At 34.5% G+C, this 19329-nt stretch carries 21 protein-coding genes and 1 riboswitch; of the genes, 9 read left to right on the forward strand and 12 right to left on the reverse strand.

Annotation, left to right across the window (positions count from 1 at the left end):
- Positions 1–36: 36 nt before the first annotated feature.
- Entirely contained in the window at positions 37–489 is a 453-nt protein-coding gene (locus KPL75_RS01825; protein WP_219919168.1) for an NUDIX hydrolase, read from the forward strand.
- A 33-nt stretch (positions 490–522) separates the two neighbouring features.
- On the opposite strand, the gene KPL75_RS01830 is transcribed toward KPL75_RS01825, so the two are convergent.
- Positions 523–1434 carry a DMT family transporter gene (locus tag KPL75_RS01830; RefSeq protein ID WP_219919169.1) on the reverse strand — a complete coding sequence of 304 codons (912 nt, stop codon included), beginning with the start codon at positions 1432–1434 and terminating at the stop codon, positions 523–525.
- Positions 1435–1558: 124 nt separating this feature from the next.
- On the opposite strand from KPL75_RS01830, the gene KPL75_RS01835 reads away from it, so the two are divergent.
- On the forward strand, positions 1559–3001 hold the full coding sequence (locus KPL75_RS01835; protein ID WP_219919170.1) for a MocR-like pyridoxine biosynthesis transcription factor PdxR: 1443 nt from the start codon (positions 1559–1561) through the stop codon (positions 2999–3001).
- 91 nt (positions 3002–3092) lie between these two features.
- Here KPL75_RS01835 and KPL75_RS01840 read toward each other — a convergent pair whose 3' ends face one another.
- Positions 3093–3875: a GNAT family N-acetyltransferase gene (locus tag KPL75_RS01840; protein WP_219919171.1), complete on the reverse strand. Its 783-nt coding sequence runs from the start codon at positions 3873–3875 to the stop codon at positions 3093–3095.
- A gap of 162 nt (positions 3876–4037) precedes the next feature.
- Between KPL75_RS01840 and KPL75_RS01845 the strand changes: the two genes are divergently transcribed.
- On the forward strand, positions 4038–4478 hold the full coding sequence (locus KPL75_RS01845; RefSeq protein ID WP_219919172.1) for a YaiI/YqxD family protein: 441 nt from the start codon (positions 4038–4040) through the stop codon (positions 4476–4478).
- 86 nt (positions 4479–4564) lie between these two features.
- On the opposite strand, the gene KPL75_RS01850 is transcribed toward KPL75_RS01845, so the two are convergent.
- Positions 4565–4879: a DUF3892 domain-containing protein gene (locus tag KPL75_RS01850; protein ID WP_219919173.1), complete on the reverse strand. Its 315-nt coding sequence runs from the start codon at positions 4877–4879 to the stop codon at positions 4565–4567.
- 185 nt (positions 4880–5064) lie between these two features.
- Between KPL75_RS01850 and KPL75_RS01855 the strand changes: the two genes are divergently transcribed.
- Positions 5065–5940: a hypothetical protein gene (locus KPL75_RS01855; RefSeq protein WP_219919174.1), complete on the forward strand. Its 876-nt coding sequence runs from the start codon at positions 5065–5067 to the stop codon at positions 5938–5940.
- 169 nt (positions 5941–6109) lie between these two features.
- Here the strand turns inward: KPL75_RS01855 and KPL75_RS01860 are convergent, their stop codons facing one another.
- The 6 genes from KPL75_RS01860 to KPL75_RS01885 all read right to left on the reverse strand — a co-directional run bounded on the left by KPL75_RS01860 (position 6110) and on the right by KPL75_RS01885 (position 11281).
- A complete protein-coding gene (locus KPL75_RS01860) occupies positions 6110–6934 on the reverse strand; it encodes a DUF2785 domain-containing protein (protein WP_219919175.1) in 825 nt (274 codons plus the stop codon).
- 310 nt (positions 6935–7244) lie between these two features.
- Positions 7245–7787, reverse strand: a complete 543-nt coding sequence (locus tag KPL75_RS01865) for a GrpB family protein (RefSeq protein ID WP_219919176.1) — start codon at positions 7785–7787, stop codon at positions 7245–7247.
- A gap of 194 nt (positions 7788–7981) precedes the next feature.
- On the reverse strand, positions 7982–8650 hold the full coding sequence (locus KPL75_RS01870; protein ID WP_219919177.1) for a nucleoside/nucleotide kinase family protein: 669 nt from the start codon (positions 8648–8650) through the stop codon (positions 7982–7984).
- Between the two features lie 123 nt (positions 8651–8773).
- Positions 8774–9517, reverse strand: a complete 744-nt coding sequence (locus KPL75_RS01875) for a metallophosphoesterase family protein (protein WP_219919178.1) — start codon at positions 9515–9517, stop codon at positions 8774–8776.
- A 13-nt stretch (positions 9518–9530) separates the two neighbouring features.
- The gene (locus KPL75_RS01880; RefSeq protein ID WP_219919179.1) at positions 9531–10469 is read right to left on the reverse strand and encodes an aminoglycoside phosphotransferase family protein; all 939 of its coding nucleotides are present in this window, start codon (positions 10467–10469) and stop codon (positions 9531–9533) included.
- Positions 10470–10483: 14 nt separating this feature from the next.
- Positions 10484–11281, reverse strand: coding sequence for a VOC family protein (locus tag KPL75_RS01885; RefSeq protein WP_016095729.1), 798 nt, complete (start codon positions 11279–11281; stop codon positions 10484–10486).
- A 99-nt stretch (positions 11282–11380) separates the two neighbouring features.
- Here KPL75_RS01885 and KPL75_RS01890 point away from each other — a divergent pair, with 99 nt between their 5' ends.
- Entirely contained in the window at positions 11381–12391 is a 1011-nt protein-coding gene (locus KPL75_RS01890; RefSeq protein ID WP_016095730.1) for a sulfite exporter TauE/SafE family protein, read from the forward strand.
- Positions 12392–12431: 40 nt separating this feature from the next.
- Here KPL75_RS01890 and KPL75_RS01895 read toward each other — a convergent pair whose 3' ends face one another.
- A complete protein-coding gene (locus KPL75_RS01895; protein WP_016095731.1) occupies positions 12432–12881 on the reverse strand; it encodes a GNAT family N-acetyltransferase in 450 nt (149 codons plus the stop codon).
- A gap of 384 nt (positions 12882–13265) precedes the next feature.
- Positions 13266–13459: riboswitch (Lysine riboswitch) on the forward strand.
- A gap of 112 nt (positions 13460–13571) precedes the next feature.
- On the opposite strand from KPL75_RS01895, the gene KPL75_RS01900 reads away from it, so the two are divergent.
- From KPL75_RS01900 to KPL75_RS01910, 3 genes are all read left to right on the forward strand, one after another.
- Positions 13572–15038 carry an amino acid permease gene (locus KPL75_RS01900; protein ID WP_219919180.1) on the forward strand — a complete coding sequence of 489 codons (1467 nt, stop codon included), beginning with the start codon at positions 13572–13574 and terminating at the stop codon, positions 15036–15038.
- Positions 15039–15152: 114 nt separating this feature from the next.
- Complete coding sequence (locus tag KPL75_RS01905; RefSeq protein ID WP_002066055.1) at positions 15153–15458, forward strand: iron-sulfur cluster biosynthesis family protein; 306 nt, start codon at positions 15153–15155, stop codon at positions 15456–15458.
- Positions 15459–15491: 33 nt separating this feature from the next.
- Entirely contained in the window at positions 15492–16262 is a 771-nt protein-coding gene (locus KPL75_RS01910; RefSeq protein WP_002066054.1) for a DNA alkylation repair protein, read from the forward strand.
- A gap of 110 nt (positions 16263–16372) precedes the next feature.
- On the opposite strand, the gene KPL75_RS01915 is transcribed toward KPL75_RS01910, so the two are convergent.
- A complete protein-coding gene (locus KPL75_RS01915) occupies positions 16373–17200 on the reverse strand; it encodes a hypothetical protein (RefSeq protein ID WP_258237003.1) in 828 nt (275 codons plus the stop codon).
- A gap of 642 nt (positions 17201–17842) precedes the next feature.
- Here KPL75_RS01915 and KPL75_RS01920 point away from each other — a divergent pair.
- On the forward strand, positions 17843–18607 hold the full coding sequence (locus KPL75_RS01920) for a methyltransferase domain-containing protein (protein ID WP_219919181.1): 765 nt from the start codon (positions 17843–17845) through the stop codon (positions 18605–18607).
- Between the two features lie 82 nt (positions 18608–18689).
- On the opposite strand, the gene KPL75_RS01925 is transcribed toward KPL75_RS01920, so the two are convergent.
- A complete protein-coding gene (locus tag KPL75_RS01925; protein WP_219919183.1) occupies positions 18690–19214 on the reverse strand; it encodes an NUDIX hydrolase in 525 nt (174 codons plus the stop codon).
- Between the last annotated feature and the right edge of the window lie 115 nt (positions 19215–19329).

Below are 19329 nucleotides of genomic sequence, written 5' to 3' on the forward strand. Positions count from 1 at the left end.
CCCTTTTATGTATTTTATAGAGAAAGGTCGTGTTTTATGATTTCAAAACCCACATTTGGTTCTAAAAATCCCACCGTTCATTATGTATTACGGCCGAGTTGCTATGCGGTTATTTTCAATCCAGTTACTTCAAACATAGCTGTCATTCAAAATAGAGAACGTTATTTTTTACCAGGTGGCGGTATGGAAGGTACGGAAACAAAAGAAGCATGTCTACATCGTGAATTACTAGAGAAATTAGGATGGGCAATTGAAATTGATCAATATATCGGTAATGCAGCGCGATATTTTTATGCAGAAAAAGAAGGTACATATTATTTAAACGATGGGTTCTTTTACATTGCGAACATGGTACATAAGCAAACCGAAAACTGTGGGGAGGATCATATTTTAAGGTGGATGTCTCCATCGCTTGCTATAGAACATTTAATTCATGATCATCAAAAATGGGCCGTTGAACAAGCACTTTTATTGCAAAAACAAAAATGATCTCCTTCTATGTGAAAGAGATCATTTTAAAGGTTAGCTTACTTTTTTCAAATTGAGAGCTGGCTTTTTGATTCCGCCTTTTTTTACAACATATAAACCCACAAAGATTATAAGTCCGCCAACCAGTTGCATCATATTGACTTGCTCACCTATTGTTACAGCTGCAAAGATAACTGCGAACAGTGGTACGAGATACATATATACCATTACTTTCGTTGAACCTATTTTACTAATACCGACATACCACATCGCAAGTCCGAAGATTGTCGCAAAGACGATTGAATATGCTAGAGAGCCCCAGCTCGGCATATCCACTGGCCACGTTAATGTATTTACATTGAATAAACAATATACAACAAGTGGTACAATTCCAATTAAAGTAGACCATGATGTAACTCTCATTGCCGAGTATTTTGTAATAAGAGGTTGTGCTAAAATTGGGTACCATCCCCACGCAATTGCTGCGACTAATCCAATTATATTTCCAAGCCACGCATACTCGTAAGTAGCTCCTCCTGTATGCCCTGTTAATAAAACGAATGCTGCACCAATAAACGCTACTATTGAACCAATTTGTACTTTCATCGAAAAACGTTCTTGTTTGTGTAATACTGCTAATATCCCTGTAAATATAGGTGACATCGCAATTAATAATGAAGCGCTCGTTGCTGAAGTATATTTCACAGATAGCATAAACATCGTTTGGTACATTGTCGTACCAACGATACCGACTGCTAATAATCGTAACCAATCTTTTCTTTCAATACGTAATGAGCGTTCCATTAAAAATGTAATAAGTAATAATACCGGTGATGCTACTAAAAATCGTAAACTATTAAATTGAATGGATGACATAAATGCCACGCCATACTTTCCAATTGTATAATTTGCTCCCCATACTAAAGCAACCGATACTAAGAGCCACTCCATTTGCCATCTTTTCATCCGAATCTCCCCTTCCCTATTTAGCATAGTAAAATTGGCTGGATATAACACCGTCCAATTGGCTGTTTTTTTACCCAACCAATTTGTTATACTTGATGTATATAAGAGATGCGGAGGCGTTTGTATGGAATGGAAGCTAGATAACGACAGTAAAATCCCTATCTATCAGCAAGTTGTTGATTTTATTGAAAGACGTATTACATACGGAGAGCTTCCCCCAGGTAGCTTCCTCCCTTCAGAACGGAAATTAGCTACGCAGTTAAATGTAAACCGTAGTACGATAACGACTGCTTATAATGAACTACGTGCTATGGGAATTGTAGAAAGTACAACTGGTAAAGGTACACGTGTGAGTACACATATGTGGGGCGTTTCTCCAACATTAACGCCGAACTGGAGAGGTTTCGTAGAAGGCGGTACTTTTTTACCAAACTTACCGTTACTTCGCCATATTCGGGCGCAAGTACAACAAAATGAAAACATGATTGACTTCGCAAATGGAGAGCTCGGTTGTAACCTCTATCCTCACGATCAACTACAAACGATTTTACGAGAGCAGCCGTTAACGCAGTCATTAAGTTACGATCATCCGCAGGGCTATCTCCCGCTAAGACAAGCGGTCGTAAAATATATGAAAGCATATTTAAAAATTGAAGCAACAGAACAATCCATTATGATTACATCCGGCGCCCAACAAGCACTTCACCTTATCGTACAATGTTTATTAAACCCAGGTGATGCAGTCGCTTTCGAAAGTCCATCACACTGCTATTCATTACCGTTATTCCAATCAGCAGGTATTCGTATTTTTCCATTACCTGTCGATGAACACGGTATTAATCCAGACGATGTACAAGAACTATATAGAAAGCATCGTATTAAAATGATCTTTTTAAATCCAAATTTCCAAAACCCTACGGGAACAATGCTGCATCCAAACCGTAGAAAGAAACTGCTATCACTTTGTGCGGACTTACGAATTGCGATTGTTGAAGATGATCCGTCTAGTTTACTTACTTTAGAAAATAAACAACCTTGCCCTACTTTAAAATCAATTGATGAAAACGGAACTGTCATTTATGTACATTCCTTATCAAAAATGATCGCACCAGGGTTACGAGTCGGCTGGCTTGTCGCTCCGCAGTCTGTGGTAGAACGATTATCCGATGCACGGCATCAAATGGAATTAGGAATGAGTATATTCCCGCAGTGGCTTATGCAACAACTTTTCGAAACTGTACCATTTCAGTCTCATGTCGTACCGTTACGAAAAAGACTAGCAGAAAAAAGAGACGTTATCGTTCGTGCCCTAAAAGAGCAACTTCACGATAAAATCTCTTTCTCAAGCCCAACCGGTGGTATATACATATGGGGAAAATTAAACGAACCGATAAACGAAAAACAACTCATTATGCAAAGCTTAAAACAAGAAATCGCCTTTATGCCAGGTAGCATTTTCGGCGCGAAAGATGGTTATATACGTTTGTCTTATGGGAAGGTAAATATAGATCAAATTGAGGAAGGCATTTCTCGTTTGCGTGAGGCTATTTTAGTTTGTGAAAAATGAGTAGCATCCTTAAATATCGTCAATAGAATTTAATTAATTTTTAACTAAGTACATAAACTAAAAACACTTTAGTTTATGTACTTGTATTGGTTCATTTTTTTATTTCAATAAAATATGTATCATAAGATTCTTTAAAAGTGTAGCCTAGCTTTTTTGCTAGTTCAACAGACTCAGAATTTGCTCCATCCCAACTAGGGTATTTCCCTCTATCTAGACAATCTAATATTAGTGCAGATGCTACAATTGTGGCTAAACCTTTCCTTCTATGTTCAGGATGACTAGCAATTTCAATCTCGATTCCATCATCATATACACTAAATGATGTTGCCGCAGAAACAACTTTTCCTTTATTTAAAATAGCATACCCTACGCCTCTATCAATAAAATCATCGATTGAATCAAACTGACTTATAAAATCTTCTGAGAGTGCATGGAATGACGAAGACTTTGCTATATTTTTGTCGACTCTTTTCATTTCGTAATCTTGAGGTAAAGTAGACAATAGATCCCGTATGTATCCTTTATCTAAATCGTCAGGGTTCTTATTAAATCTGAATCTTTTAAACTTCTCAATTGATCCTTTATGTATAGCCTCTATCCGTTCTATCCGTTCTTTCCATTCATTCGAATCAACAATAGCGAGAGTAAAATCAGGAAGATTGTATAGTAACTCTTTCGCTTCTTCTACATTTGGATTCCCAGCATAAAACACAAAAATCCCTACAGTTATTTGAGCAACAGTTGGATTTTCAAGATTGTCTACCCATGCACTTCCCATATGCCCTTGTAGATATGAAAGTACAATAGTACTATCAAAATTATCAAACATCTCAACTAACTTTTCCCTTACATTGTTATCTGCTTTATAAATCATTCAATTCTTTCTTTCTAAAAATTATTATTATTCCATCAACTCTATGTTAGCATATTTTTTAAAAATATACAATTTTTGTAAGTTGAAATACAAAATCATCGTTTGACAAAACCTAAATCTACCATTATCATCAACTCGAACCTAGTTTTAGGAGTGATAAAAATGAAAATTTACGTTGATGCAGATGCTTGTCCTGTAAAAGATGTGATTATTTTTGAAGCTACGAATGCAGAAATTCCCGTTACCCTCGTTACTAGCTTTTCTCATTATTCTAATGCGGAACAACCTAAAGGTGTGGAAACAATTTATGTTGATTCTGGAGCAGATGCTGCGGATTACCGGATTATGCAGTTAGCAAAAAAAGAAGATTTAATCGTTACGCAAGATTACGGCCTAGCTTCGCTCGCTTTAGCGAAAGGCTGTATCGTTCTACACCATAAAGGCTATAAGTATACGAATGAAAACATTGACCAACTATTACAAACACGTTATTTAAGTGCAATGGTTCGAAAAAGCGGTAAGCGTACAAAGGGGCCAAAACCATTTACAGCAGAAGATAAAGAGAAATTTAGAGAGCTCTTTAAAAGTGTAATTTCACTTTAGAAATAAACCTTCTATTTGTAGGAAAAGTTTTGCAAAGAAAAGAAGAGAATATTAAAATGAACATTCTCTTCTTGAGGCTTACCCGTTTAAAAAGAAGGTAAATTATCTAAGTTATTTTCTTTCATACCATCAGGTTCACTACGTATAATATCCCTGCCATACTTATGAAATACGTCCACATGAGCTAACTTTCCTGATTTTGCTTCATCAAGAGCAGTAATATAATCTAATTCTCTGCCACTACTTGTTTTAAAAGCAATTAAATCACCTTCATCATTTTTACGAACTGCAATTATTTGTTCTGCTCCTGAATCGACTTCCTGAGTTACTTCCAATCGGGCTTGTTCTTCTCCTTGATGTAAATAATCATCATAAACTTTTTGAAAGTCTTTTTTGTCCATAAAACTCACCTCCAAAATATTTTATTAGTATGGTTGGGAGGTATTGGTTTTATGTACTTTTTTGCCTAATACAAATTTTTTTATAATCCTTTACCTATCAATTTAAGCTACATTTAAGTGTTAATATTTTCCTGGAAATATTATAATTTATTATATCGAATAGAAATATGGAATGGAGAATGATTATGTTGAATATAGATATTAATCGTTTAACTGATATTTGTTTAGATTATCAGCAATCTAGATTTTATGTTACTAGCATCCCTAAAGATTTCTTATCAATTGCCGAAAAACGCTTTTCTATACCAACAGATGATCAAATTATCGCTTTTTTAAGCTGCAATTTATTTGGCTCAGGAAAATATGGTGTTTACTTTACAAGCTCGGGCTTACATTGGAAAAATTGGCTATTAGGTTCCGGGAATATAAAATGGGATCAATTAAATAAAGTGCAACAAATTGAAATTGATAAAGATGGTTTTTTATCTTTTGATACACAAAAAAGCTTTAATATTAGCGGAAGCGATTATCCGCCACCGTTATTTAAAGAATTACTTATGACTCTTATAAGTTCTTTCCATAATTCAAAGAAAAATGATATACATCCAGTTATAAAAATTAATGAGATAAAATCAATCTGTTCTTTGTTCGAGACGCATGATGAATTATTAGAACCTGATAATGGATTATTTGTAGATACTCATATTTCACACAAAAAGTTAAAGGAAATTGGAGCAAAATATATTATTCCAAAAGAAGAAAAAATCATTGCTTTTTTAGATACATCAGTCCTTGGTAATTTGGGTAAAGGATCCGATGGGGTATTAATTTGTGAATCTGGTATATATTTTAGAGAAACTTTTGTACACTTGTATTTCCCATGGCATGTCTATAGAAATGTCCCTATTACTTTGACTTCAAACGAATTAGAAATCGGAAAAGGAAACATATTTCATCTTCACCATGCTAGAATGCCTAGTCAGGAGATTCTATTACTATTCAAGAATTTAAAACAGCATGTGAATACTTTATATGAAGAAAATCCGCAACTACATATTTAATAAAATCGTTATTACATAGTTAAGTCTAAAGTTTCAATTCAACTAAAAAAACCGATTATTTTTGTAGGGAACCCACAGAAATAATCGGCTTTCAAATTTTATTCTTTGCTTAAATGATCATTTATGATGAAATCGAGGAATGAACCACACACTCTAATTTAAAAACATTTTAATACCTACGCAATTTCTCCAAAGTCTCCAATATATCATCTGTAAAGGCCGTGCTTCCCTCTTTCTCTAAAACTCTGAAATATAAACTTCTTAAGAAAGCTCTAATATTTTGTACTAAAATATCATGCTGAGGATGCGGGATGTCTTCAACAATTGCTATGCTATGTAGCCAGTTGCTCCACTCTTCTTCAGTTAAAAGATTTTGGTTACGTAACGACATCATTGGCGTTACTAATCTCTCATCCTCAAAGTGTATGTACACGTAGTCATTTAAACGAACCTTTTGACGAACAGCAGCAAGGATTGCATATGAAAACTCACGATTTCGTATTGTACGTGCTAAAGCATCTAGTGCATCAGCCGCATGTGCAGTTGAGTGTGCCCAACCTTTTCCTTCTACGTAACCCCTTACATCTTCTTCTAAATAAACATATTCCAGCACTTGTTCTGCTACACTGTACAGTTGTTCTTCAGATAACAGCGGTTCTCTTTCATGAACAGATAAAATAAGTGGTGGAATTAATACGGAAAACGCACGTTTAAAAACAGAGTCTGTTCCCTTTTCACCAATTTTATAAAATAAATAATCAGGACTAATCGCTTGTAACATTAATCCTCGTAATTCTTTTTGTCTAAATACATCATTTGTAATCCATGTGTGAAGCGTACTATAAATTAGTTCATCACGTAATTCAGCATCTGGTGATCCGATATAATCTAGCATCCACTGCGCATATGGATATGCGTCTACATCCTCTGGTACAGCATAATTATTATTTTTAATTTGTTGTAGCTCTTCTTTTAATTCTAGTACTTCATTCATTATATTTCTTGTCCCCTTTTTACGTTTTTTAACCTATTTTTTCCTTATCCCCTGTAATTATTTTCATAAAATCCAGCCGATTTTTAATATAGTTTTAGTACCTATCCTTCTATGAAATTGATTCAATTATATAAAATTTCTCCCAAGAAATAAAAGGAAATACATATAATATAAGTATTGGCATAGTACAAATACATTGGAACACCGAAGTCTCTCACTTTGTTTACATGCATTTTATATAATTTTAGGTTATAAAATAAAGTATAGTTTTTTCATTTGTATTCAAACGCAGTTACAATCAAAATTGTAATCATTTTAGAACCTGTTTAATAAATTCTGTTTTAGCTTTTGTGTATGCTTCTCTATCTTGGTTAAATCTTTTAGCTAACTCTTGCTTAAGATTTGAGTAATCATAAACTAATTGCGGATTTTCTCGTAAACGGTTACGAAATAAAAGTTGTTGCTCCCATCGCTCAGTTCCTTTAACCATCAAATGCAGATGAGCTACACGCCTATTATTCTTAACTTTCACAAAGAACCTTCTCCAAGGTCTTTCATCTAATTCTGGGCTTACATAATGCCAATCATATATAGCCAATTTAGCTGAAATATCTAGCACTCTATCAAATGATTCTGTTTCAGCCATTAGATCAATTATAGGTTTTGCAGGTAAACCAGGTATGGATGTACTTCCTATATGTATTACCTCGCTTATACCGAGAGGAGCAAGCAGTTCATAAAGTTGCTGTTCTTCACATCTCCCTTTATCATGCCAATCAGGATTTGCATGAACTATCTCTACTGACTCATTCGCCCACAAAGGCCAATTGTTCGGATTATCTTTTTTATCCATCCAAAACATCTCCTTCCACAAAGTATAACACTATTTTTCATTTTTAAATTTCATGTTTCATGTTTATAGAGATAAAGTATTTCAGTTCATTATTTTAACTCATTCAAAACTGCAATAATTTTTATTACATCTATATTTGGTAGCGTTTGAAGCATAGATTGCTAAACCCTTTTTATTCTGCTATATAAACGATTTTATATTCCTTTAAATACAACTTCCGGATCATCAAGTTTACTATTCTGAAATACAACATCCGCACACTCTTTAGGATTATGCTCGTCTATATACATCTTACAAGCTGCATGATACCTATTCAAAAACATCTTCTCGGCTTCTTCATAACTCCCAAAAGCTTCTGTCTCTCTCTTTGCACCACGATTTCTCGCAATCTCGAAATCTGTATCTACAAAAATTTTATAATCAAATAAATGCTCAACGTCTTTTTTCAATAGAAATGTTCCATCTACTATTAACACCATATTTTGCAAGGCCACTAGCGGCACATTTTGTACAGGGATGTCCGTTTTTAAATTATGAGAAATCGTTTCATATTGTAAATTTCCGTTAGACCCTAAAGGCTTTAATAACCTTTCTTTGAAGGCTGTATAATCATGTGCATCTTCATAATACCCTCTTGCGGATTCTTTTCCTTGCGCGTATCGAATTGCTCTCGGATTATGAAAATCGTCAATACTAGCGCGTGTTACTTGTTCTCCACGATTTTTAAGTTCTTCTGCTAGTTCGTTAGCAAATGTTGTCTTTCCTGATGCCGTAATACCGCTTACTCCAACTCTTATTGGATGTGCTAAATTTAAAGTTAAAATATGATCTGCAATTTTTTTAATGCGTTGTTTTCGGCGCATGACATTCCCTCCCGCAACTCTGTTTACATAATATAATTATAATAAATAAACTTCATCACTGTTTGTCAGTAAGTCGATATATTTGAAAAATCGTTGATATATTTTTATTGAGTTACATATTCCTTACTTCCCTTTAAACCCCCGATACAAAGCAGTTCGTAACTCCTGCTTGTATTCCTCAATCTCTGGCATATCGAGCTCTTCTGCTAATCGGATGGCTAATTCAATATCATATGGTACTCGTACGAGTTGAATGGAAAAGCTCGCTGCTTCTTTTTCATTGTATGTTCCTTCAAAAATTAAATAGGAAGCTTGTGTAATTTCAAGTGGATTTCCTACGCTACCAGCATTACATAACGTTTTCCCCCTAAAATTTTGAATGTATGCTTGATGAACGTCACCGTAGCAAACGACATTTGGTTTTCTTTCTCCTTCTATATTCTCTGTCAAATCACTATTTTCAAACATACTAACACGCTCTTCTCTTGAAGCATGTGGTTGTATTCTTTCATATAAACTTCTCGGTGAAGCGTGGAACATACGAATCAGTTTGCCACTCATATAAAACTCGATTGAAAATGGTAAACTTCTTAAATACTCATTTTGTTCTTCTAATAATTGTTTTTGATGCCATTTTAACGCTTCAAATTCAGTCGGTTTTGTAATAAAATCATCCCAATTCCCCATAACAACTCCTTCACATTCTTTACGAACGATTTCAATTACTTCGCTAGAATGAGGACCTTTTCCTACTAAATCTCCAAGACAAATAATGCGCTCGATGCCTCTTAATTTAATATCTTGCAGCACAGATTCTAATGCTGGAATATTACCATGAATATCTGAAATTACCGCTATTTTATCCAAATGAATCCCTCCATTATTTATTGTTTATTATATCCACATGATATGATTGATACCATTTCGGAATATAAGATGAAAAATGATTATGATCTTCTATAATTCGGTTCAATCTTTCTTTCATATCCCCTACTAAGTGTGGCGTGCTTCGGTTTGTCCATACGATATCCGCTGGGAATGTCATCGCTGCATATAATGAATACAGTTTCCAAAAATGGAGTGACGGTTCACCTCCGCAATAACCGTGAACTTGACCAACCGCAAATGGTTTGCTTATTCTTGTAGTAAAAATCGCTACATTATAAAAATCGTGTATTGGATCGCCAAAATCATATCCACTAAAATCGATAACGATAAACTCCTTATTGTGAATCATACTATTTGCTGGGTGGTAATCATCGTGTAAAAATGTGATAGGTCGATTTTTCAATAAGTCTTTATGATTTTCTACAAAGGTTAATACTGGCTTCAAATCCAGAAAATTCACCTCATAATCTGCTAATGCCTCTATGTACCTTTCATACTTATTCCACCTAGATATTTCCCATTTATTACTTGCACTTTCTCTTTCTATCGAGTGAATTCTCTTTAATATTTCTCCTGCTTTTCTTCCTGCATTATACTGTTCTTCCACCGATAGCTTACTTAAGCTCTCTTCACCATTTACACCTTGGGTCCATTCAAATACTTGAACACATTTATTTAATCCCTCAAGTTTTATGAAATGAATTAACTTCGGCGTTGGAATATGTAATAACTCCAATTGTTTCATATACATATATTCTTCTTGTTTTCGTTCATAATTAGCAGAATCACACACTTTTACAAAATAAGTTTCTCGATTCTCTAGATCAATTTTATACTTCTCTTCGTGTGAAAAACCTTTTGTAATTGCTGTACATTTTACAATACGTGACCACTCTAGTTTTCTTTCTATCTCTCTTAACATTTCTTCCACAAAACTCACCTCTATCAATATACGAACAAACTACCTAACACTTCATGCTCTCGTTTATTTTCCCCTTTAAACTCCACTGCAAATGGATATTCGCCCTGGTTCTTCAGGCGATCTTGAACCAGCCCTTCCCCAATCGGTTCACAAAACTGCACATGAACATCACCAAACGATACACTTTGACACTCAGCATTCCATTCTTCATTTTGTATGATTGAATTTGCAGTTAGCTCCATTACTTCTTTCCATTTCCGCACTGTTTCTCGAACATTTTTCACCGTATAATGAATCGTTTCAATTTCTTGTACTTTATTTTTATGTTCAGTGATCGTCCCTATTTTACGTAAATCGTTTCTTCTTTCTTCATCCGTTTCATTCCACTGTATAAAGAATGGTAATTTCGGTCCATTCTCTTCTTGCTTTACAAATAACATTTTCCATTCTAAAAGCCGACCATCTTTTCTCATCCGTTTCCCTTCAAATGGTCCTATCGTATGTAAGCCGTGCTTATTAAACTTATTTGCTAGTTCTTCAATTGCATCTGTTCGAATTGCGATTTGTAGCATCCCTTCTCCATTTTTTAATTTCACCACTGTTTCTTGTACTAATGGATTTTCCGCTTCTTTCGCTTTTTCTTCATGCTGAACTGCTAAAAATTCTATATATGATAAATCAAAATAACATAAACTATTCCAAGTACCCCAAGTCGTATGCTCACCGCCTAATGCAGTATGAAATCCATGCTCCTGCATTTGTTTTGCCGCTTCCCCCGGTGTACAATGCACTGCGTGAACGAGATGATCAAATGCTAACATATTCTTTCTCCCCTTTCTCTCCATCCTTTTATTGTATATTTTATTTTTCTTTCATTCAATTCAAAAAGCCTTAAAACCCAGTTGATTTATACGATTAATATGTATTATAATGAAACAAATTTAATTATTGCTGATTGGAAAAACCAAAGGCACTTTTCTCATACGGGAAAAGTGTCTTTTTCATTTATTATTACAGGGGGATTATTTATGCAGAAATTAATTGTCTTTGCTATTATTGGATTTTTCGCTCAATTGATTGATGGCGCACTTGGTATGGCGTACGGGGTAACGTCTACCTCACTATTATTAATGTTTGGTATCGCACCAGCTGTAGCTTCCGCATCAGTTCATTTAGCTGAAGTCGTTACAACCGCCGCTTCTGGTGCATCTCATATCAAATTTGGAAACGTTGATAAATATACAGTTTCCAGACTTACATTACCAGGAGCAATTGGCGCATTTATTGGGGCATGTTTTTTAAGCAATTTACCTGGTGATGTAATTAAACCGTACATTTCCATATTTTTATTTACTTTAGGGGTTTATATTTTATTACGATTCATCATTCAAAAACAAATTGTTTCTTCAAATAAGCGTATGTCTGCTAAACAACTTGTACCACTCGGTCTGTTCGCAGGATTCGTTGATTCAACTGGCGGTGGTGGCTGGGGACCTATTACGACACCTGTTCTACTTGCAAGAGGAAATGAAGCTAGAAAAGTTATTGGATCTGTAGATACGAGTGAATTTCCTGTTTCACTCGCTGCAACGATTGGCTTTTTCATTTCACTTGGCTGGGAACAAGTAAGCTGGGTTTGGGTATTTTCTCTCATGCTCGGTGGTATTGTCGCTGCACCAATCGCCGCATGGCTAGTACGCATCGTTCCTTCTCATTTACTTGGCGTACTAGTTGGTGGCCTTATAATCTTTACGAATATTCGTACACTGCTTACTACATTTAAAGTAGATCCAACTATTATTTCACTTTCTTACGTTGCAGTTGGTCTTGTCGTTATTATATCTATTTTTATTGCTGTTCGTAATCATTCCAATCGTTCTAACGTATCGACAGCCGGCTATCCGAAAGATCAAAAACAAATGTTACCATAATTAATAATAATACCGTCCGATTTACTTCGAGCGGTATTTTTTATTTTTCTATTTTCCAATTGACCATCGTTTCAGTACTATTTACTCTTTTCATTTGTAATTTCTCTAATACACGAATAGAGCTATAATTATCAAGGAGTGTCTCCGCTATAATCGTTTCCACTTCCCTTGTTTGAAAAGCCCATTTCATTAATTCACTAACTGCTTCTGTTGCATACCCTTTATTCCAATATTTCTCAATAAATCCGTAACCAATTTCTACTGTATGTTGCTCATTCGGTTTCCCTTTAAATCCTATATCACCTAGAACCACATCATCCTCTTTCCGAATAACATACCACGGTCCCCACGGTAATGAAGCCACATCTCGTTTCACATTTTCTATATGCCCTACAATATGTGGGCCACTATTGTATCCTTGATTATCCGCAATTTGAATCCATTCTTCTGTACACGGTACTATATGTAATCTTTCCGTTTCTAATTTCATAATGATATCCCCTTTTCAATTAAACAATACCTCAATTTTACCAGAAATAAAAAGAATATTCATTCTATTTGTCGGATTTATACTTATTCTTTGAAACGAATTTAAGGAATAATCCCCTTCTGATAGTTATGTCGAATTATATTTTCTGAATTTTCTTTTAATTTTAAAGGGTTTTTCAATATTTTTTGCGAAACATTTGTATAACAATTTTTTCTTTGCTTATTGCTACATAATAGTAGGTTCGGGTGGAGTTATGCAAGCGTTTCCTATACAATAACCGATATTTTTTGACTTTTCCTAACAAAATTCCTTGCAATATATTCAGAAAGTCATTACAATTGCCATATATTAAATATCTTAGCAATATATAAATCCTCATCAATCCGATGAGGTAGAGGTTGCGACTTTTAAAAGTAAAATGGACGAGACACAGCGAATGTCACTGACTCCGTTTGAAAGGAAAAGTTGCCGAAGTTTATATTTCTTCTCTGGAAATATGAGCTGGGGCTGTCTCCGAAAGGAACAGAACTGTCACGTTTACAAAATTACCGTGTAAAACGTGGTGTGCTATCTTAACGGAAGGGTATGATGGGGTGGTTATTTGTGAAACGTTCCGCCTAATTCCTTTGGCGGTTTTTTGTATTTTTCTCCCCCGCTCCTTCCTAACCTACAAGAAAAGGAGTGTTGAACATGAATAGCGCAACAAATCAATCTACCTCTAAAACGCAAACTACACAAGGACAAGGTGAATTAAAACGCGGATTAAAATCTCGTCACCTTACGATGATTTCTCTCGGTGGTACAATCGGTACCGGATTATTTCTTGCCAGTGGTGGTGTTATCCATTCAGCTGGTCCTGGCGGTGCATTAGTCGCATATGCCGCAATTGGAATTATGGTTTATTTTTTAATGACAAGCTTAGCAGAACTCGCAGCTTACATGCCTGTTACTGGATCTTTTAGCACTTATGCAACAAAATTTGTTGATCCATCACTTGGTTTTGCACTTGGATGGAACTATTGGTATAACTGGGCTATTACGATCGCTGCTGAACTAGCAGCCGTAACATTAATTATGAAATTTTGGTTCCCAGATACCCCTTCTCTTATTTGGAGTGGACTTTGTTTAGCTATTATTTTTCTCTTAAACTATTTATCTGTTAAAGGTTTTGGTGAATCTGAATATTGGTTCGCACTTATTAAAGTAGTTACTATTATTATCTTTTTAATTGTCGGTTTTATGATGATTTTTGGAATTATGGGCGGCGAAGCTGTCGGTTTTAAAAACTTCACTGTTGCAGATGCACCATTTAATGGCGGCATCATGGCAATTATCGGTGTATTTATGGCAGCTGGTTTCTCATTCCAAGGAACTGAATTATTAGGAGTAGCTGCTGGTGAAACTGCTGATCCAGAACGCAATATTCCGAAGGCAATTCGTTCTATCTTTTGGCGCATTATATTATTCTATATTTTAGCAATTCTTGTTATCGGTTTATTAATTCCTTATACGACTGATAGCCTTGCAGCGAGTGATGTTACAGTAAGTCCATTTACACTAGTATTTGAAAAAGCGGGCGTTGCCTTCGCTGCTTCTGTTATGAACGCTGTTATTTTAACTGCAGTACTTTCTGCTGGTAACTCTGGAATGTATGCATCAACTCGTATGCTTTGGGATTTAGCTCGCCAAGGAAAAGCACCAAAGTTCTTAGGGAAATTAGATAGCCGCGGTGTACCTGTTAACGCATTAATCGCAACATCAGTAGTTGGTAGCGTCGCTTTCATCGCTTCTTTATTCGGTGACGGTGTTGTATACATTTGGTTATTAAATGCTTCTGGGATGTCAGGATTTATTGCTTGGGTAGGGATTGCTATTAGTCATTACCGTTTCCGTAAAGCTTATATTGCACAAGGGAAATATTTGAAAGATTTACCATATCAAGCGAAATGGTTCCCGTTCGGTCCAATCTTTGCATTTACACTTTGTGTTATCGTTATTTTAGGTCAAAACTACGGAGCATTTACGGGTGCATCTATCGACTGGAACGGTGTACTCGTTTCTTACATTGGTTTACCACTCTTCTTAGTACTATGGTTAGGTTATAAATTTACTAAGAAAACGAAAGTAATTCCACTTGATAAATGTGAACTGAAATAAAGTAAAACGAGCAAACAAAATTGTTTGCTCGTTTTTTTAATGCAATGCTTCTCCCTTCCCTATTTCTCCTGTTTTTGCAATAATAGAGGAAATATAAATAAAGGTTGGGATTACATGAACATTCGTATTACTGATGAAGCAAAAGCAGCTATACATAGACTAGAACGTGAAGACAAAAAGATCATTCGTATTAGAGGCACTATGACAAACTCTTGCAGCATTTTTGTTGATGTTGATTTAATTTTTGATACATATAATGCGGATGATGTTGTATATGAAGATGAACAGCTTATTGTACAAATGGACTCATTCACGAAAGACTACACTGGTGATACGGTGAAACTTGATTATAAGACGACTGGCTTTAGTATAACGACGCCTAGTGAGACTTTGGTGTATGGATTGTCGATTAAAAAATAAACATTGTTTTCAACTGACCACTGAGGTGAAAAAATGGGTAAATATGTTCCGTTAAAATTTTTATTTAACAAAGAATTAGCAGAAAAAATGGCTGATTCTATTTCTAAACACGTTCCTAATTTCTCTAAAAAAAAATTTGTAGATTCCGTAACATATAAAGTTGAAAATTTAGAGTTAAAGCAACGTATAGAAGTAATAGCAGATGAATTACACAATGCATTACAAAAAGATTTTAATGAAGCAATACATATATTACTGAAAACATTAGGACCAGAAAATACAACAGAAGTCGGCACATTTACAAAGGGTTATATGTATATGCCTATCGCAAAATACGTTGAAAAATATGGGCTTAACGATTTTGACTCCTCATTCAACGCAATGTATGAAATAACAAAAAGAAATACTGCTGAATATGCCATTCGTCCTTATCTTGAAAAATACCATGAAGAAACCTTAGACATATTGCAGCAATGGTTACGTGATGAAAACAGCCACATCAGGAGATTAGTTTCAGAAGGTACTAGACCAAGACTTCCTTGGGCAAAAAAAATAGGAGCTCTGAAAGGTGACTTCAGAAATAATTTAAAGCTTCTTGAGCCATTAATGAATGACCCTTCTAAGTATGTTCAAAAATCTGTAGCCAATCACATTAATGATATTACGAAAGAGGATAACGAACTCGTTTTTCAATGGTTGCAACAATTACTCGATAAAAACCATCCTGTTAATCCTTGGATTATGAAACATGGATTAAGAACGATGATAAAAAATGGCACTTTACCAAAAGATTTTTGTTTTTAAGTATTTTAAACAAAAACGCTTATACTTCAAAAATGAAGTATAAGCGTTTTTTCCTTTTGAATAAAGCAATTATAAACGTAAAAAGTGCTTTAAAATTCTTCTTTATACCTTTATTTTACTAGCTCTTCTATGTTATTATTTTTCTTGATTTTTTCTGATGATAGCCAGAGTGAATAACTTGTTCCATCCTTGTTCCTTAAAAATATGTTAAATTCCTTATTGTATAGTTCTTCTTTAAGAATAGTGACTACCTTTCTCAAATCCTCTATCACATATGAATCATTTCTATATTTTATCTCACTATCATTGAAAACTAAAGTCAATTCATACTCTAGACAATTGCCGTCTTTCGGGTGTGAACAAGTAATATCTTCAATTCCAAAACGATCATTTTGAATTTCATTTAACCTTTCGCCTACTTTTGTTTCAGTTTGAATCAAATATGTCCAATAACCGCTTACGGTGTTTTTCATTGTCAAAAGCAGTTCTTCTTTCGTTATAGCTTTTTGCACATTATAAAAAGGTAAGCCTATAGATTCACCATTATAATCCTCAATTTCAAGTTTTGTTATCTTTCTATTACTCTTCTGAATGAATTGGATTAGAGCATATAAACGATCTAATTCTTTTGATTCAAATTGACTGTAATCAATCTTGTCACTCGTTTTTAAAGTTAATAATAACTTATCAGTTGGTTTTTCCTCTATATAATCATCATCCACTATATATTGAAAAACATTTTTATTTTCAGGTTCCACGTAACCTAATTTTTCAATTTCTTCTAGCATTGGTTTAAATTCCTTATATTCCTCATATGTTTTTTTCCCGTATTGATATTCATCACCTTTTATTGTTGAATATAAGATGCCATCTACCTCTACTCTAAATTGAATATTTTTGTTATTTTTCGCTTGAACAGTATGGTATGTATGTCCCATATTCCCTTCATGTATAGCACCTCAATCTGTTACAACCACATCAATTCCGTGCTTTTTTTTCACATATTTTTTCACCTGATCTTCATCTTCATAATTACAACCACTTAAACATAAGAAACACAACACTAGCAACATTACATTTTTCATTCTTTTCATCTAGCCCCTTACCCTTTTTTCCTAAAAACAAAATATTCCATATATAAACAATACTAAATTATCGAATGTTTTCAAACAATTAAAACGTTTTTATATTCAGTTTATATATCTATTTCTTGTATTAATAAAAATATCCCCATAGATAAGTACATCCAAAGGGATAAAACGGTTCCACTTTTTTATAAACAGTACGACTTTATTGTTATGTAACAGAAATGTGAAATATCATATTTCACAAAATATCTTGGCAAAATGCAGTTTCACTGTATAACCCCATCCAAAATTTGATCGTACTTTCACCTTCCCTAATAACTTCAAAGGATTTTCACTCGATACTCCCGAATATATAAATAACCATTCTCGCAAGGAGCTAATTTATATGAATCTATTCGAACACGAAACATAAAACCGTTCCACTTTAATAAGAGGTCCTCCCTTTTTCTTTTCTTACTATATCATTTATTAACGAAATAGGAGGATAACAATATGAAGCGTGATCCATTATTTTCAGCACTATTAGAAAGTGCAAAGACTAACTTTAGCGGCTGGGATTTTTCTTTCATTTCAGAAACTGGCCGTATGAATAGCGAGCCCCTATCATGGTCATACGGTAGCACTGCTTTCCAGCTTATGCAACGTGCAAAATCAATGCTAGATATGGGGACTGGTGGCGGAGAGTTTTTATCTATGTTACAACCGTTCCCGTCAACTATTTATGCGACTGAGGGCTATGCTCCGAATGTCCCAATTGCACGAAAGAAATTAGAACCTTTAGGAGTTATAGTCGTAGAAGTGACTGATGATACTGCTTTACCATTTCAAGATGGTCAGTTTGATTTAATTGTGAATCAACATGAATCCTATTCTGCTTCTGAAGTGAAAAGAAATCTTTCCATCAATGGAACATTTCTTACACAACAAATCGGTGGTCTTGATTGTGCGGAACTTAATGAGCAGTTTGGCACACCGCTGAATAGCGAATTTTCAAGTTGGTCACTCAAAACGGCATGTAGTGAATTAGAACAAAATGGATTTACTATTTTAGAAGCGAAAGAAGAATTCCCTCTTCAGCGTTTTTATGATGTCGGTGCTGTTGTCTATTACTTACAAGCAATTCCGTGGCAAATTCCTGATTTTACAGTAGAAAGCTATAATGAGGAATTGTATCGCATACATGAAATCATCTTGCAAAAAGGATATTTTGATGTGAAGCAACATCGTTTTATGATTAAAGCGATTCATGTAGAGTAAACTTTGAATTAGAATTCCTTGCAAAAAAGCCAAATTCTTTATTGGAATTTGGCTTTTTCTTATTATTTTAACGCATCTTATCCTATTGAGAAATGAGATGTTTTTCATATTGTTTTTTCGTATCATCTTCTGCCAAAACAGCAGTTGTGTACTCAATAATATTCCGATTATCATACGTAAATATATGATCTAAATTGTTGCCCTCTTTTAATAATATCGGTAAATATCTTTGCAAATTGCTAACTACACCTCTATTATCACCATCTAATATCCAATCAATTGACTTCCATTCTAATATACCTTCATCAGTGCTTACTGGCGTATCAATATGTACTTCATCACGTAAATCAGCAAGGAATACATACATTCCCTCTCTATCCTGAGGCTCGTCTTTAACTTTAAAAATAACATTCCCTTTATACGTTGCACTATGAAGCTCTATACCCGTTTCCTCAAACGTTTCTCTAATTATTCCTTCATATGGCGTTTCATTATCCTCGATTTTCCCTCCAACGCCATTCCACATTCCCATTGTTGGCTTTTTGTTTCTATTTAAAAGGAGTATGTTATCCCCTTTTCTAATGAAGCATATTGTGTACTTATACATATCGTCATATCCTTTCTATTTCCTAACCGTTAACTTGAAAATATCATCCTCTTTATAGGAGCACCTGCGGATTAAAAGTTACTTCTAATTCATTGATTGTTTTTTGATGAAAATA

Origin of the sequence: Bacillus sp. NP247 (genome assembly GCF_018966865.1) — a bacterium.
Lineage (GTDB): Bacteria > Bacillota > Bacilli > Bacillales > Bacillaceae_G > Bacillus_A.

Bases quoted from the DNA above. Each gene is read 5' to 3' on its own strand.
- KPL75_RS01825 (WP_219919168.1), top strand. From the start codon at position 37: ATGATTTCAAAACCCACATTTGGTTCTAAAAATCCCACCGTTCATTAT.
- KPL75_RS01830 (WP_219919169.1), bottom strand. From the start codon at position 1,434: ATGAAAAGATGGCAAATGGAGTGGCTCTTAGTATCGGTTGCTTTAGTA.
- KPL75_RS01835 (WP_219919170.1), top strand. From the start codon at position 1,559: ATGGAATGGAAGCTAGATAACGACAGTAAAATCCCTATCTATCAGCAA.
- KPL75_RS01840 (WP_219919171.1), bottom strand. From the start codon at position 3,875: ATGATTTATAAAGCAGATAACAATGTAAGGGAAAAGTTAGTTGAGATG.
- KPL75_RS01845 (WP_219919172.1), top strand. From the start codon at position 4,038: ATGAAAATTTACGTTGATGCAGATGCTTGTCCTGTAAAAGATGTGATT.
- KPL75_RS01850 (WP_219919173.1), bottom strand. From the start codon at position 4,879: ATGGACAAAAAAGACTTTCAAAAAGTTTATGATGATTATTTACATCAA.
- KPL75_RS01855 (WP_219919174.1), top strand. From the start codon at position 5,065: ATGTTGAATATAGATATTAATCGTTTAACTGATATTTGTTTAGATTAT.
- KPL75_RS01860 (WP_219919175.1), bottom strand. From the start codon at position 6,934: ATGAATGAAGTACTAGAATTAAAAGAAGAGCTACAACAAATTAAAAAT.
- KPL75_RS01865 (WP_219919176.1), bottom strand. From the start codon at position 7,787: ATGGATAAAAAAGATAATCCGAACAATTGGCCTTTGTGGGCGAATGAG.
- KPL75_RS01870 (WP_219919177.1), bottom strand. From the start codon at position 8,650: ATGCGCCGAAAACAACGCATTAAAAAAATTGCAGATCATATTTTAACT.
- KPL75_RS01885 (WP_016095729.1), bottom strand. From the start codon at position 11,281: ATGTTAGCATTTGATCATCTCGTTCACGCAGTGCATTGTACACCGGGG.
- KPL75_RS01890 (WP_016095730.1), top strand. From the start codon at position 11,381: ATGTATTATAATGAAACAAATTTAATTATTGCTGATTGGAAAAACCAA.
- KPL75_RS01895 (WP_016095731.1), bottom strand. From the start codon at position 12,881: ATGAAATTAGAAACGGAAAGATTACATATAGTACCGTGTACAGAAGAA.
- KPL75_RS01900 (WP_219919180.1), top strand. From the start codon at position 13,572: ATGAATAGCGCAACAAATCAATCTACCTCTAAAACGCAAACTACACAA.
- KPL75_RS01905 (WP_002066055.1), top strand. From the start codon at position 15,153: ATGAACATTCGTATTACTGATGAAGCAAAAGCAGCTATACATAGACTA.
- KPL75_RS01910 (WP_002066054.1), top strand. From the start codon at position 15,492: ATGGGTAAATATGTTCCGTTAAAATTTTTATTTAACAAAGAATTAGCA.
- KPL75_RS01915 (WP_258237003.1), bottom strand. From the start codon at position 17,200: ATGGGACATACATACCATACTGTTCAAGCGAAAAATAACAAAAATATT.
- KPL75_RS01920 (WP_219919181.1), top strand. From the start codon at position 17,843: ATGAAGCGTGATCCATTATTTTCAGCACTATTAGAAAGTGCAAAGACT.
- KPL75_RS01925 (WP_219919183.1), bottom strand. From the start codon at position 19,214: ATGTATAAGTACACAATATGCTTCATTAGAAAAGGGGATAACATACTC.